The 15,235-nt window shown below is 49.0% G+C and carries 13 protein-coding genes; 4 read left to right on the forward strand and 9 right to left on the reverse strand.

The features are described 5' to 3' along the window. Positions 1–56: 56 nt before the first annotated feature. From arfA to SPIRS_RS13425, 4 genes are all read right to left on the reverse strand, one after another. Positions 57–1,568: an arabinosylfuranosidase ArfA gene (gene arfA, locus SPIRS_RS13410; RefSeq protein WP_013255223.1), complete on the reverse strand. Its 1,512-nt coding sequence runs from the start codon at positions 1,566–1,568 to the stop codon at positions 57–59. A gap of 42 nt (positions 1,569–1,610) precedes the next feature. Further along, positions 1,611–2,462: a carbohydrate ABC transporter permease gene (locus tag SPIRS_RS13415; protein ID WP_013255224.1), complete on the reverse strand. Its 852-nt coding sequence runs from the start codon at positions 2,460–2,462 to the stop codon at positions 1,611–1,613. Beyond that, on the reverse strand, positions 2,463–3,242 hold the full coding sequence (locus SPIRS_RS13420; RefSeq protein ID WP_245537595.1) for a carbohydrate ABC transporter permease: 780 nt from the start codon (positions 3,240–3,242) through the stop codon (positions 2,463–2,465). 196 nt (positions 3,243–3,438) lie between these two features. Further along, on the reverse strand, positions 3,439–4,755 hold the full coding sequence (locus SPIRS_RS13425; RefSeq protein ID WP_013255226.1) for an ABC transporter substrate-binding protein: 1,317 nt from the start codon (positions 4,753–4,755) through the stop codon (positions 3,439–3,441). 246 nt (positions 4,756–5,001) lie between these two features. Between SPIRS_RS13425 and SPIRS_RS13430 the strand changes: the two genes are divergently transcribed. Then, positions 5,002–5,928 (forward strand): ArsR/SmtB family transcription factor, encoded by a 927-nt coding sequence (locus SPIRS_RS13430; protein ID WP_013255227.1) that lies wholly within the window; start codon positions 5,002–5,004, stop codon positions 5,926–5,928. Between the two features lie 32 nt (positions 5,929–5,960). Here SPIRS_RS13430 and SPIRS_RS13435 read toward each other — a convergent pair whose 3' ends face one another. Beyond that, positions 5,961–7,439, reverse strand: coding sequence for a B12-binding domain-containing radical SAM protein (locus SPIRS_RS13435; protein WP_013255228.1), 1,479 nt, complete (start codon positions 7,437–7,439; stop codon positions 5,961–5,963). 5 nt (positions 7,440–7,444) lie between these two features. Further along, a complete protein-coding gene (locus tag SPIRS_RS13440) occupies positions 7,445–9,106 on the reverse strand; it encodes a putative manganese-dependent inorganic diphosphatase (RefSeq protein ID WP_013255229.1) in 1,662 nt (553 codons plus the stop codon). Positions 9,107–9,232: 126 nt separating this feature from the next. Between SPIRS_RS13440 and rpiB the strand changes: the two genes are divergently transcribed. From rpiB to SPIRS_RS13455, 3 genes are read left to right on the forward strand one after another with little or no spacing between them, the layout of a single operon-like run. Then, the gene (gene rpiB, locus SPIRS_RS13445; protein ID WP_013255230.1) at positions 9,233–9,679 is read left to right on the forward strand and encodes a ribose 5-phosphate isomerase B; all 447 of its coding nucleotides are present in this window, start codon (positions 9,233–9,235) and stop codon (positions 9,677–9,679) included. A 10-nt stretch (positions 9,680–9,689) separates the two neighbouring features. Next, positions 9,690–10,961 carry a sensor histidine kinase gene (locus SPIRS_RS13450; protein ID WP_013255231.1) on the forward strand — a complete coding sequence of 424 codons (1,272 nt, stop codon included), beginning with the start codon at positions 9,690–9,692 and terminating at the stop codon, positions 10,959–10,961. After that, positions 10,961–11,992 (forward strand): PfkB family carbohydrate kinase, encoded by a 1,032-nt coding sequence (locus tag SPIRS_RS13455; protein ID WP_013255232.1) that lies wholly within the window; start codon positions 10,961–10,963, stop codon positions 11,990–11,992. Before SPIRS_RS13450 ends, SPIRS_RS13455 begins: the two co-directional genes overlap by 1 nt. Here SPIRS_RS13455 and SPIRS_RS13460 read toward each other — a convergent pair. From SPIRS_RS13460 to SPIRS_RS13470, 3 genes are all read right to left on the reverse strand, one after another. Then, a complete protein-coding gene (locus SPIRS_RS13460; RefSeq protein ID WP_013255233.1) occupies positions 11,944–13,536 on the reverse strand; it encodes a hypothetical protein in 1,593 nt (530 codons plus the stop codon). The two genes, SPIRS_RS13455 and SPIRS_RS13460, sit on opposite strands and share 49 nt — an antisense overlap. A gap of 10 nt (positions 13,537–13,546) precedes the next feature. Further along, positions 13,547–13,945, reverse strand: coding sequence for a cytidine deaminase (gene cdd, locus SPIRS_RS13465; protein WP_013255234.1), 399 nt, complete (start codon positions 13,943–13,945; stop codon positions 13,547–13,549). 65 nt (positions 13,946–14,010) lie between these two features. Then, on the reverse strand, positions 14,011–15,204 hold the full coding sequence (locus tag SPIRS_RS13470; protein WP_013255235.1) for a M20/M25/M40 family metallo-hydrolase: 1,194 nt from the start codon (positions 15,202–15,204) through the stop codon (positions 14,011–14,013). Between the last annotated feature and the right edge of the window lie 31 nt (positions 15,205–15,235).

The following is a 15,235-nucleotide window of genomic DNA, read 5'->3' on the forward strand; positions in this document are numbered from 1 at the left end:
CTCTCCTTAAATCCGAAAAAGTATCTTCATGAACTGCCTGCACATCCGTAAAAACGTCAATCGACTTTCGAGAAGCGTAATACATTCCAGGAAAGAGGGGAAAGTATTACAGAACAACGACCGTTTTCCCAAGCAGGGAGTGTGCCCCGGCGGGGAACAACGTTTTGCTGATCGGCAGAATTGTAGGCCTTGGGATCAGGACCATCGAGGATGATATGGTCTGCAGGCATGAATCCTTCAAACGAACGCAGGTCACACGATAGCTCCATGCTCTTTTCCGGGGAACGATTTACGGCAAAAAGCGTCAGAGCTCCCTCTTGTTCATTGTATACAGCTATTGCAGTAAGATAAGAAACAGCACCAAAGGTTACACTTTCATAGCTCGAGGCTTCCAGCGGGGTCCGAAGCACGGTACCACGTCCGTAACGCGAGGCGTGTAGGAAAGGATAGTAGATGGTTTGGGCCCACGCACCCTTCCCCGGTTCGGTCATGATGGGCGCAATGACATTCACCAATTGGGCCAGACAAGCAATCTTGACGCGGTCGGCATGCTTTAGAAGGGTAATCAGCAGCTCCCCAATGAGAACAGCATCTTCCAGGGTGTAGCGATCCTGGAGGATTGGAGGTCCAATGGTCCAGGGTTCCTGTTTCTTGTCCGCTTCATTAGAATGAAACCAGACGTTCCATTCATCAAAAGCAATATTGATCTGTTTCTTGCTGCGTTTTTTTGCCTGGACAAAATCGCAGGTTGCTATGACGGTTTGAATGTAATGGTCCATATCCTCGGACTGGGCCATATATTCAAGAATATTATCATCTTCATTACCATAGTAGTTGTGGAGCGCAATATAATCCACCTCGTCGTAGGCCTCCATAAGGACCGAGGCTTCCCAATCCGGATAGCTTGGCATGCGGCTGTTTGAGCTGCCGCAGACAACCAGCTCGATGGATGGATCAACCCATTTCATCACCCGCCCGGTCTCAGAGGCGAGCCGACCGTACTCATGGGCCGTTTTGTGCCCGATCTGCCAGCGGCCGTCCATCTCATTTCCAAGGCTCCAGACCTTTATATTGTGGGGCTCCGGATATCCGTGGGAGCGGCGCAAATCACTCCAATAGGTACCGGAAGGATGATTACAGTATTCAATCAGACTTTGTGCTGCTTCAATACCGCGGGTTCCGAGGTTTACCGCAAGATTGACTTCAGCCCCGACCTTTCTCGCCCAGTCCATGAACTCGTTTGTTCCGATTTGGTTTGGCTCGATACTGCGCCAGGCAAGGTCCAGCCGAGAAGGACGCTCTGTCTTCGGCCCTACACCATCTTCCCAACGATAACCGGAAACAAAATTACCACCGGGATAGCGAATCAGCGGAACGTCAAGTTTTTTCACCAGCTCGATGACATCACCACGAAAACCTTGCGCATCGGCCGTTGGATGATCAGGATCGTAGATGCCACCGTAAACAGCTCGCCCAAGATGTTCAATGAACGACCCGAAGAGTCTCGGATCTACCTCCGAAAGCGTAAATGATGTATCTACAATTATTTTGCCACTAAGTGTTTCCATAGATGCAATACTCCTTATCCTATATCTGAATCCTATATCTGATTATCCTTTGATTGATCCTGCACTCAGCCCGGAAATAAAAAACCGCTGAAATAAGAGAAAAACAATGATGATCGGTACAGTGGCAACGAAAGCACCGGAAAGAAGCATATCGTAATTGTTGCCGTAGGGAGTCAAAAGTGAATTCAACCCTATTGGTATGGTGAACATTTTCTCGGTCCTCATGACGATCAGGGGCCAGAGAAAATCATTCCAACTTTGGAGAGAAACGAGAATGATCATAGCGCCAAAAGCCGGTATCATCAACGGCATCATGATTCGGAAAAAGATGCCTATCTCCGACACCCCGTCTATTCGCCCGGCATCAAGAAAGGCTCTTGGCAAGGTTACGGCATATTGCCTGAAAAAGAATATAGCAAAGGGATAGACAACAAACGGCAGTATCACTCCCCATACCGTATTAATCAAACGAAGGCCAATGATCATACGGTATAGCGGCAAGATAAGGATCTGGATGGGCACAACCATCAGAAAGAGCACGAGGGAAAGGAAAAAACTTCTCCCTTTAAATTCATACATACCAAGCCCATAGCCTACAAAGGCCGAAAAAAAGACCGACAAACCGGTTCGAAGCGCCATGATGACAATACTATTCCTCAACCAAAAACCGTAGGCTCCCTTACGGGCGGTAAAAAGCCCCAGGATGTTCTCAGTGGACAAGCCTTCGGGGATAAGAGTGCTTAACGTAATCCCGAATCTCATTAATTCTTGCCCCGGACGAAAGGCAGCAAGAACAAGGGCATAAACAGGAAACAAAAATACAAGCCCGGTTACCGTTAGAATACCTACCGTGCCAAAGCCGATAACTTTCGATTTTCTTCCTATTATTCGCATCTAAACCCGCTCCTGTTTGAAAAAACCGGTTATTTTTAGAAAGGTGAAACTGATCAAAAGCACCAAAAACAGAAGCGCTATACCGACTGCAGAACCAAACCCCATATCCGCCGCTTCAAATCCCCGCCGATAAATATATCGGACGATAGTGAGTCCCGAGTTGTCTGGAGAACCGGCACTCCACAGAATGTAACTCTCCTCAAACATGGCAAGCCCGCCGAAAATGCTGATGGCCGTAACAAAAACGGTTGTCGGTTTCAGGAGAGGGATTGTTATCCGAAAGAATTTCTGAACAGGACCGGCTCCGTCTATTTCAGCCGCCTCATACAGCTCCTGAGGTATTTGCTGCAAACCAGAAAGGAAATAAACAATATTGATTCCGGTCCATCTCCAGGTAGCTATCAATACAAGAAGAAACATGGATTTCCACGAGCCAGCTAAAAGCCACGCCTGAGGCTCCCCTCCGAAAAGCCTCACGAAACGATTCACGAGAGCCATATCGCTGGAAGCAAAAAGCAAACGGAAAATCGTACCAACAACAACTACCGACATCAGAGCCGGGATGAAAAGCATCCCCCGCAACAGATAACTTTTTTTTCCGGGAATCGAGTTCAACAAGACAGCAAGAATCATTGGGATAGGAATCAGAACGACAATAGTCCAAAACATGTAGGTAAGACTGTTTTTCACCGCTGTAAAAAACTGTGGATTCAACAGTCGTTTATAATTCGTCCCCCCTATGAAACGGACCTGTCCCGGAACGATTTCCTGAAAACTCATAACCAGCGTACTGATAACCGGATATAAAAAAAAGATAAGGAAAGATAGAATAAACGGAAAAACAAAAATATACGGAGCACGTTTTCTGCTATCGGTGAACAGAGTCATACAATTACCTCTCACAGCTTCTCAAAAAGCTCAAAGAAAGACTGCGAGAAGCAATATACTTCTCGCAGTCGGGGTATATCGATCGTGACTAGTACATAGCGCGGACCTGATTGGCTGCATCAACCAATGCCTCTCGAGGCGTTTTGCTCTGGTCTTCAAGCACCTGATACATTACTTCCGACTGTATGATATTAATGATATCGGGAACCGCAGGTGCCATATGAACGGGATAAATCTCATCCTTGACCTTGAGAACTTCATCGAAGATTTTTGTCCCATTCATGTAATAGTCGGTAAATTTATTCTTCTCATGTAACGCAGGATCTTCCCAGACACTCCACCGGGGAGGATCAAAGCCCAAGAGTTGCCATAAAAGGATATTGCCTTCTTTCGACAGCTTCGCAAAGGCAAGGAAATCTTTTGCAAGCTCAATATCGTCTGCCTGATTTGTTACTACGGTGCCGGTACCGCCCATGCCTGCCGAACGGTGACCGGTCGGAGTGAACCTTGGACAGGGGCGGATGAGGATCTTACCTTTAAGATCCGGCATATAGTCTGTGAAACGGTTCATATACCAGAAGGGCATAGCAATACTCGCAGCTCCGCCATTGTTCATGAAACCATAATACTCTTCAGAATGGCAGAATCCGCCGGGTGTCGGTATCGCAATGTTATATGTATGCATCATATCGTAAAGGAATTGGAGTGTATCAATATTAATATCGTTGTCTAAAATGATCTTGCCATTTTCGTCCACAAAATCGGAACCCCTTTGTGAGATCAAGGGCCAAAAACTCCAGTGTTCGGTCACTTCAATGGTAGTCATCGGTTTACCGGTTGCCGCTTTTACCTTTTTTCCAGCCTCGACATAATCATCCCAGGTTTCAATGGTATCGGGGTCCACCCCAGCCTTATTAAGAATATCCATATTGTAATACATGACCAAGGCTCCAACATGGAACGGAAGGCCGTAGTATTTTTCGTCTTTGGCATAAATTTCGAAGCGTCCTTTGACCAATTCGTCCATGATCGGCTCAACTTTATCATTCATCACCGCAAATTGAGGAACCCCTTTGAGGTAGTTCGGGAACCGCGAAATCTCGATGTCGACAATGTCGGGGGCACCGACTCCCGATTGAAGCGAAACCAGTAATTGATTGTGCATCTCATCATAGGGGTATGCAGTTGCCACCAATTCTATTTGCCGATCAGGATGTTCTTCATTCCAAAGCTTTGCCATCTGCTCATAGAATTCAATATGAACCTCCTGAAATGTCCAGAGTTCAAGTTCTGTAACTCCTTTCACTCCCTCCGACTCACCCTGACCGCCAGCCGCCACCGAAAAAATAAGGACCAGGGCCAAGCTCATAAGAAAGAAAAAACGCTTAGCAAACGTAAAAAACATACAAACCCTCCTTTACGATATATATCATATTATATGATATTAAAAAATACAACTTTCACAAAAATAGGATACACACACTATTACACTCAACTATTGATACAAAATATTGTAACATAGTCTATTTTAGGCGTAAAGTTCATTTTTTACGATTTATATCCTTATATGTGTCTATAAGATATAGAAAAAACGAAAGGAATACGAACAAAGGATCTTGTTTAATATCATTATTTATGATTCAATAAAAGGATGGATAACGACCAAATTCTGGTTATCGACCCACGACAAGATCTTGATATCTTAAAAGGGCTTGCTTCGGAAATACGAGTTGAAATCCTTTTGCTTGTTCAAGAACGACCACGCAATATAAATGAAATAGCCCAAGCCCTCGACATGGCGCAATCTACCATCGCAACAAACGTAATGGTATTGGAAAAAGCCGGTCTGATACGAACAGAAAGTATTAAAGGTAAAAAAGGAATGCAAAAGATTTGTCATCCTGTTTATCGTGAGATGGTTGTCAAACTTAAAAATGAAGAGCCGCAGCAATCCCGGGATGATATCGTTGAAGTAGAGATGCCTATTGGACTTTATACACGCTATAACGTTACCGCACCCTGCGGATTGTGCTCAGCGGAAAATATTATCGGCTATCTTGATGTTCCTTCTTCATTTTTGGATCCGGCAAGAATGAAGGCGGGCCTCATTTGGTTCGAGACAGGATATATCGAATATAAATTCCCAAACAATAGCCTCTACAAAGAACGCCCGGTCACAGGCGTTGAGTTTATAGCCGAACTATCATCTGAAGTCCCGGGAACAAATAAGGAATGGCTTTCCGATATTTGTGTTTCGATAAACGGTATACAAATCGGCATATGGACTTCTCCCGGGGATTACGGAGACCGACGAGGGAAGTACACTCCGGCATGGTGGAAACTTGAAGGATCACAATACGGTCTCCGTAAAAGTTGGAGAGTAACCCCGGAAGGCTCCTTCATTGATGGGGTCAAAATATCGGATATCACCCTTGCGGACTTATCATTGGAGGCCCACCACTCGATAACAATCAGAATCGGGGTAGAAGAATCGGCAGATCATGTCGGAGGTGCCAATATATTCGGAAGAGGCTTTGGGAATTATAACCAAGATCTCATTCTGCGTATATTATTTTGATGTTATTGCAAACCTCGATGATATATGAATCGTCAACGCGAAAAAGAATGCACACGGGAACTTTTTTCCAGAAAGGATAGGACCATCGACCGGTCCTGCCACGGTAGGTCGGTCAATTGATGGTGCCTGCCCTGAAGGGTCAAAAGCCGACGCCGCAAAACAACCTCGCGAATCAGGGCCGAAGTGTATGGATCGTTTTCAGGATGCATGAGTGCGTTGGTAAGACGGGAAAGCCTGAAGGCGGTAAGCAGCTGGGCCGTGGAATATCCACCGCCCCAGGGCCAGGCAGCGCTTCCCAGGGCCTTCTGAAAGGGGGCATCGGCAATCTGACTGGCGTCAAACCCCTCTATTCCGGGAACGGGATAGAAAAGGCTTATACCGATCACCGTTGGCAGGGCCTCCAGATAGAGGAGGTTTTTGACGGCTATGTCGAAAGACTCGCCGGGAAGTCCGGCAATGAAATAGGTGACAATCTCCGCGCCAAGCCCGGAGGCCGCCGAAACAAGCCGGGCATAGTGCTCGAGGCTGCCGCTACGTCGTTCCCGCTTTCGCTCCCCGCTCTCCACCGAAGCAATGGAAAAATTGAATTTTCTAAATCCCAGCTTAAAAATGATCCGAAGATCATCGGGATCGAGGAAACGGTAATCGATACCATTCTCTGCGGAACACCATGCCTCGGGGAACCTGCGGTGAAGAGCGGAAAGCAGTTCGAGGAACCAGCCGCGATCCGCTGAGAGGTTATCATCCTCAAAGGCGATCAACCGCACATGCCTGTCGACTACGGCTTTTTCCGCAACGGCCATGATCCGGGAAACCGATGCCGTGCGAAAACGAAGGCCGTGGACAAGGCGATTGGCGCAGAAACGGCAACGCATGGGACAGCCTCGGCTGGCGGATATCGATAGGATGCCGCCCTTTTCATGGTAAGAAACGGCGGGGAGAGCCTCTTTTTCTCCTTCACACGCATCGGCAGGAGCGTCGAAGCGCCCCGAGAGCGGGGCACCGGCGGCAAGCCAACGGCGGAGGGAGAGCTCCCCCAATCCGGTAAAAATCAGATCGAAGAAACCGCATCGTTCAAAACGGGAGGGGTCGACCGAAACACCGGCCCCCCCTATTCCGAGGCGCAACGCAGGATAGAGCTTACGAAACGAGGATGCCATGGAGAGGGCATCTTCTCCGTAAGCCCAGGCGAAGAGGCCGATAAAAACCAGATCAGGTCTGCCCTCCCCCACCAGCCTCGCAGCCTCATCATAATCCGGACCAAAACGACGAAATGAACCGAAGCCGGAGAGGGCTCCCCGTTCTCCGGGAACCAGAAAAGGGCGAAGATGGGAAAGGGCCTTGGGCAGGACAAGAGAGCGCACCTGCTTATGACGCGGGAAATTATAGAGGGATACCTCGCAGCCTGCATCCCTCAGGATCTGCCCCACAAGCTCCAGTCCGAGGGCATTCAAACGGTGAGGTGTCCGGTAAAAATCACGCAAGGGTGGCTGAATGAGCGCAATACGCATGACGATCAGCTTGTTCCGGAGGCCTCTTCCAACACACGCAATACCTCGGGGAGAAGCTGTTTCTTCCGTGAAAGGATACCGGGGAGGTCAAAGAGCCCCTGCCCCTCCTTCGGGTAGATGAGCCGTTCATCAAGGCTGGAAGCGGTACGGCTGATCAGCTTGCTATTTTCCTTCAACACATTCGTTACAAGAAGCATCACCCAATCGAGGCGTTGATCCCCTGCTACACGATCGAGGGAGCCCCTTAAATCTGGGATGTTCTCGGAAAGATCCTCCAATGTCACGACCTCAACCTGGCCGATACCGATGGAATATCCGTATTCCCGATAGACCTTAAAGTCGGAAGTAACCACGTGATCGGGATCCTTTTCCGAAAGGACCGAGGTTCGGCTGAACATCTGTTCTCCGAAAAGACGATAATCGAGCTCGGCGATCTCCGCCAGTCGAAACACTGCGGATCGGTCTTCTTCCGTCGTGGTTGGGCTTTTGAGGATAACCGTGTCCGATAAGATTCCGGAAAGTAAAATTTTCGCACAACGCTTGGAGATCGGTCGGTCGAAGGCAAGGTAGTGCTGAAAAACGATGGTACAAGTACTGCCGACAGGTTTCGAAGAGACATAGATGGGGTTGCGGGTCTTTTCAGGAGCAAGACGGTGATGGTCGATAATCTCGATAACCTCGGCATGTTCGATACCTCGAATACTCTGGGAGGCTTCGTTATGATCAACCATAATAAGCTGCCGCTTCGGCCTGTCGATAAAACAGCGTCTGGTAACAACTCCCAGGAAATGATCGGGATCGGTAGAGGAAAAAACCGGCAGTCCGCGATATTCCGACTGGATAAGCATCTGCTTGGCATCATCGAAATGGGTCTCTTCGGTCAGATGGGGATAATCATTCCCCATAATATCCTTTACCGGTGCCGACAAGCGTAGGAGCCGAACGGTCTCCGCCGTATCCGTGGCCGAAAGGAATATTGTTCCCTGATAATCGGAAAGGTCTATACTTGGAGCCGCATCCCCCTCGACCCCTGTGAGAATAATGGCCGGAAACTCATTCTTTATCGCATAGCGGATGATACTGGATCGCTCGCCAGCCACGAGCACCGGCTTATCGGGAAGCAGACGGGCAATTCTGTCGACACTCACCTTAAAGGGCATAGCGCCAACCATCACGGGGGCCCGGAACCCATCGACCTTCCCTCTCCGGTACAGCCGTCCGGGTAGTACTTTTTCAAAATTCGAGACCCGAAAGGTGTAGCGGGGGCGCTCCCCAACCTGCTCGCTTATCAGATAATCGGAAACCTCCTGAACGCTTACCAATCCGACAAGATGCTTATCCCATTTGCTTTTGAAAATAGGTACAATACTTACGGTATAATCATGAAGCGCCCTAATTGCCTTTAGGATCGGCTCCTCGGCCCTCAAAAAGACGGAAACGGGGCTGAGGATATCGGCGACTCGAGGATGGACATCTTTCAGAAGCCTTGGCGGCTCGGTTTCAAGCTCCCTGAAGGTCTCTTTCGTCTGATTATTCAGATGGCCGCATCGTACCGCAACATAGCTATGCTCCAGATCAATCTGATTTTTTAACTGAGCATATGCCCAGGCGGAACAGACCGAATCCATATCGGGATTCCGATGCCCTGTTATCACAATCTCTTTCACCCCAAAGCCTCCGGCGCTATTTTGGCAGGGAAACTATGCTCCGTCCAGTCCTAAAATGTGAGATTGTCGTTTCTGTCAAAACCGGATACTATATCGTATAGATTTTACGTAAGGGAGCCTGGCAGCATGAAAAAGATTGTGATTGCCGTAGATCACGGCGCTTTTGAATTAAAGAAACGAATCATTGCCCATATAGAAAAAAAGGGATATGAGGTTGACGACCTGGGGGTATTCAGCACCGATTCCGTCGACTACCCGGATATGGCGAAAAAAGCGTGTGATGCCTTTTTGCAAGGCGGCTACGATTACGGTATCGTCGCCTGCGGTACAGGTATAGGCATCTCGATTTCCGCCAATAAGATCGACGGCATCAGATGTGCCCTTCCTCAGAACACCTTTGCGGCACGAATGGCAAGGGAGCATAATAATGCCAATTTCCTCGCTTTCGGTGGTCGGATCGATTATCCTGAAAGTGTGGAGGCAATGATAGATGCCTTCGACGATGCACAGGTTTCGCAAGAGGAACGACATAGGAGAAGAGTAGAAAAGTTGAATGCCATGGGAAAAAAGTAGTTCGTTTCGAATGAAACTCCCGACACTTCCTCAGGGTTCGGTAATCATCTTTCTTACGGTGATTGCGTTGGCCTTGTTTTTTATTCTCAGCACCATGGCCCAGACGGTCATCGTTCAGAATCAAATTGGTGCCAGCGAATTGATCTGCGGCTGGAAAGAGATCAAAGATCGTATACTCATGGCCGACAGCATGGGGACCCCCCTCTCCCTTGAGGATCTGGAGATCGGATCCTATTCTCAGCTTCTCCGCACAACAACTGAACGTAAGGAATACCGGGCCCTGAGACGCATAGATTCTTCCCTCAACCTGACGATGACAAGTATTCTGCTTCAATGGTCTATTATTCGCCAACAGATTGTTGTCATCATATCGGAACATGCTACGGGAGTCCCAGAACTCCTGGTAAAATACATGACATCACCGCAAGTAAATTTTTTCGAAAAGAATCTTGCCAATTTTCGTTCCTATATTCTCTCATACAGCGAGCGACAACGGGCACTATTTAGTCTGCAATACCTTTTTGTGGCCGCTGTCATCATACTGATACTGCTGTTGCTCGTGGGCAATGCCTTTAGTTCAAGGGAAAAGCAGCTACTAGACCGCAACATCCGAACCCTCACCCAATCACTTATCCAGATTTTGGAAGGTGAACGGAAAAAAATCGCCTATGATCTACATGATGAAGTAATACAGGAACTGGCCTCCCTTAAGATGGAGAGTGAAGCCATCGGTGAAGAGGCGGAAGAGATAGCGCCCCTCCTTGCAGACCGAATGAGGACCCTCAGTGATAGACTGCAGGCGGTGATTAAACAAACAAGAGATATCAGCCTTAATTTGCGACCTCACGACCTTGATCACCTCGGTCTTGTGGGTGGAATACGGGCACTGTGCAGCGATTTTTCCAGACAATACGGTATAACGGTTCAGTTTTCAGCAACAGGTATGGATGCGATTAAATACGATTTTACCATTGCCATCAACCTCTATCGCATTGTTCAGGAGAGCCTGAATAATACAAAAAAACATTCCGGTGCCAGTGAGGTTTCGGTAACACTCCTCGGTGCCAGTCCCGATATCATCTTAAGAATCAGAGACAACGGAAGTGGTTTTTCCCCATCCTCGATACTCTACAAACCTGGACGCGGCCCCTATCAAATCGGTATTACCGGTATCAGAGAACGGGTCAGGCTTCTTTCCGGAACATTCAAAATCGTCAGCAAAGAGGGAAGCGGCACAGAAATACGGATTACGGTGCCCGCCCTTGAAGAGGTTGCCTTGTGATGGGCTTAACAAGGCGGGGATCAAGGCTCATTTTCATCGGAAATCCCATGATCGACGTGGTGGCAAGGGCTTTTCCCTCGGGAATTTCCCTCCCGGATGGTGCATCCCGCCATCTTCCCATGGAGGAACTAAAACTGATCGAGGAAGCCTTAAACCGGCAAGGAACCTTGCTTTTTCGCGGTCCCTCCGGCGGCGCTTACAGTGCAGCTGCGGCTGCGGCGATCTATCATTCGAAGGTAACGCTGATCGGATCAGCGGGAAGCGACGGGGAATATTTCAGGAAGGGAGCCGCTATGGGGAAATTCCGCTTTTTTGATCCGGTCGCCGCAGAAAGGGAATCGGGACACAAGGCACTCCCCGCCGGTAGATTCATATCCTTCACGGAGGGCAAGACAGGTCCCTTTGCGAACCCGTCAGCGGCACTCTCCTTTCGGCAAAACCATGTCCCCCCAATCTCCAGGCGGGATATTCCCTTTTTCGAGGGGTTTCTGCTTTCACGGCTTCCGGCCTCCCTCACCGTCGGCTCAAGCCTTTGTGCCGTCGATCTTTCCGCCCCCTTCATTGCCGAAAGACTCCACGATCATATAGTTTCCCTTGAAAAGAAAAGCCGTTTGATACTCTTCGGCAACATCGAGGAGAGCGAACATTTTTTTGATGTCGATTTCGGTTCTGGCAGGCAGCCGGGTTCGGCTCTACGAAAAGCCATCGATACATTTTGCAAACGCGGTCACCGCTACCTCCTGAAAATGGGTGCACAGGGGGCATGGATGTTTCAAAGGGAAGAGGAAAAGCTTGAAGAGCGCTACATTCCTCCCCTATCCGCAAAAGAAATTCACCCGGTGAACACAGGTGATGCATTTGCGGGAGCCTTTCTCGGAAGCATTGCGGCAGAACACTCCCTTCAAGAGGCGTTAGAGGCAGCGGCATATGCAGGAGCGGCGGTCGCCTCCGTTATCGGAAATATTGCCGGAGCTGGAAGCGATCAAACAGACAAAGCCTCGTATTCGGAAGGCGAAACGACAACGGTATAGCGTTTGAGAATTGCTACCAAGAGATCGAGGCTTTCTTCGATATCCCGGAATCGTTCCTGGATATTTCGTTTTTCAACCCCTTCGATGGCCCGTATATTGGTAACGATCCCCGGCTGTCGCTGTTTTGCATCACGATTCAGTAGCATAACAAAGCGATAGAGCTTACCAAAAAGGGCTCCACTCTGCTTAACCAACTCGGCAGCTTCTTTATCGAGAATTTTTTGATACTCTTCAAGGGCGGTGCGGTCCTCGGCGGAAATTTCGTCGGATTGTAAAAGTGATGTAGCCTCTTTGTCTCCGATCGTACGGTCCCCGATAGGTACATCACCTGCAAAGGTACAAAAGGCCTTCAAATTCGTTTCAAGCCCTTCGGCATCGCTCATGATGCGCACCAGACGCTGGCCCAATGTCGGATCGGGGAAAAACCCCTCATCAAGGAGCTTTGCAAGCTCACGGGAAATCGAAGGGCGGTAGATGGCTTCCAAGAAGTTCATCACCGTTTCAAGGGGCAGGACATAACGAAAGCCTACAAAGCCGGCTGCAAGAAGAAGACGATCAATACCCACCCCATATTCCTTCAACGGTCTGTAGGGAATACCGAGAAAGAGCTTCTCCGCAATCGGTCGAAGCTTTTTCTCTTTTACCGACTTCTCCAACCGAAAGCGGTCCTGTAGAAATTTTTCTTTGATACGTTGAATCTCGTGTAGCTGACTATTCTCAGGTTTCGGATAGGTAGAGGGCTGAAAAGCAGCATCCTCTTTTGCGATCTGGAGGAGAAGGAGCAATTCCTCGGCCGAAAATCCCCTTTCCCTGGCCTCACGCAGATGATAGAGCCGCTGTTCCAGGGTATCCGAGGCCTCATCTCCACTGAGAATCGATATATCCCTTTCAAAGGAAATCGATACCTCGAATTCCTCCCAGATATAATAGAAGTCAAGAAGCTCTTCCTCAACCTGTGCCAAGGCGATCGGTGAAAATGCCGAAACATAGCGGGGATTGAGTATACTAAATGACGGATCGAATTGTACCAATAGACCCTGGAAATCATAGCGGAGTAACTCGGCAAAAAGCAAAAGATGGAAAAAGCCATCCGAAAAACCGGAAAAATGATCACCGGAGAGGAGCGTAAACAACGACTCAAAACGTAGATCAAGCCTTTCAAGGACGGCAAAGGGATCTAAAGAGGAGGACACCTCAGCTTTCATTTTTTCGTATGAGAGAGATTCCAACAGCGCAACCGCCTCATCATCCATCCAGGAACGAAACAAAGCTCCGGCTATCTTCTCCGTCGCCTGCTCATCCCGGCCAAAGGCAGAAAGGCGGGAGAATTCCCCGGCAAAGCTGTGGACACTTCGAGCCAGCTTCAGCATGGCTGAAGCGAATCCTTCCCCAAGACGCTTTCCTGAGGAATCAAGCCAATCAGGATGGCGTTCTCTAAGGCTTTTTATAATGGCTTTTCGCTGCTTATGCTTATACCACTCCTCCTCGCTGCCCCAGAAAATTCTGGCAAAGAGTTTCAGCAGGAAATCAAATAGCGAAGCCATTGTCGTTTGGCTATTCCGGTATGCTGTTAAATGGAACAGGAAGTAATTCGCCGAAGGTGTAGGTGTGTACAATCCCGGAAAGGTTTGCAACATACACGGGAGTCTCTGTCGAGCAAAATTCGGAAAGCACCTGAAGGCAAACGGCACAAGGTACAGCGGCTTGTGCGGCATCACTGACCACCAGTAGGGCCTTGACGGAAAGGCCCCCCTCCTCCGATATTGCTTTCATCACTGCACCGCGTTCGGCACATATGGTGGCGCCGTAGCTTGCATTTTCCACGTTGCATCCACTGTACACCGTTTTGGAAGCACTACTTACCAGGGCTGCACCGACCTTAAAACCAGAATAGGGTGCATAGGCGTTCTCCCTTGCGGCAAGCGCCGCTTCCAAAAGCTCACTCGTCTTCATAAAAGCCCTCTTTCATTTTTTCGGGGAAAAGGTGGCAACTATTTTCTTCCGACCCGTCGTTTCTGTCAAGATGCGCCGCTCCACCATCGCATAATAGCATCATATCCCTTCACGGCCTTACGGAGCTCTTCAATCTCAAGATACTCATCATTAATATGGGCGCACTCCTCTCTGCCAGGTCCAAAGCCGAGGGTGGGAATGCCCGCTATTCCGCAGCTCCAACTGCCGTTTGTACAGAAGCGATAGGTGCCCTCCCCCTCAAGAACTCCCGCCTTCGAAAGAACCGCCGAAATAGTTCGGCGAAAGGGGTCATCCTCTGAAAGCAACCACGCAGGGGGTGCCTTTTCAATCTCTTCCTTTTTACCATCGGAACCCAGATATGATCCCTTTGCAATCTGGACCTCCGCCCTGTACTTCGGCTCTTTTCTCTCAAATGCCGCAATATGCTCCCGATATCTGGAAAGAACAGAGCTACCGGTCTCTCCCGGAAGGGTTCTACGATCAATGGTTACACGACATCGAGCAGGAAGGACCGATGCTCCGGGATATGGAGAAGAGAGTATATCGGTTACAACCCCGATACCCGGCCCCAAAACGGGATCGACAGGAACCTCCATCTCATTCAGCGAGCTAAGCAAGCCGACCATTGCATCAACGGCGTTCACTCCCGCTTCAGGCGAAGAAGAATGAGCCGACGTACCGATGGTCGTCAATTCGATTTCAACACGACCCCGCTGTCCATACATCAATCGTCTTTTACTTGCTTCGCCGATAATAACCCCTTCAACCGAATATCCGGCAGAATGCAGTGCAGTGACCACCTTTCCGAGGGTAAAACCTTCAAAAAGCTCTTCTCCTGCGGTACCGCAGACGACTATACCGGAACCAGGGAGTTCCCCCTTCTCATCGACAAGTAAAGCTGCTGCGGCGATCATGGCGGCCAAAGCCCCTTTCATGTCTGAGGAGCCCCGGCCGTAAAGTTTTCCGTCGCGTACGGAGGCAGTGAAAGGATCGCTGCTCCAGAGCGAAGCGTCGGCATCGACCGTATCGATATGCCCGTCGAAAAGCAAAAGTCGTTTATTTTTTCCAGGAAACAGAGCTATGAGGCTACCCCAGCCATCTATAGAACAGTCGCAGCCTCGACAAGTGGCAAGCTGATTTTGCAGAAAAGCAGCAAGTCTCGATTCTGATCCGCTTACACTCGGAATCGAAACCATCTGCTTTGCCAATTCAACGGAATCACTAAGAATTGAATTCATACGTTCCTCCATCATATACACAAAAAGAAAC

This window comes from Sediminispirochaeta smaragdinae DSM 11293 (genome assembly GCF_000143985.1).
Lineage (GTDB): Bacteria > Spirochaetota > Spirochaetia > DSM-16054 > Sediminispirochaetaceae > Sediminispirochaeta > Sediminispirochaeta smaragdinae.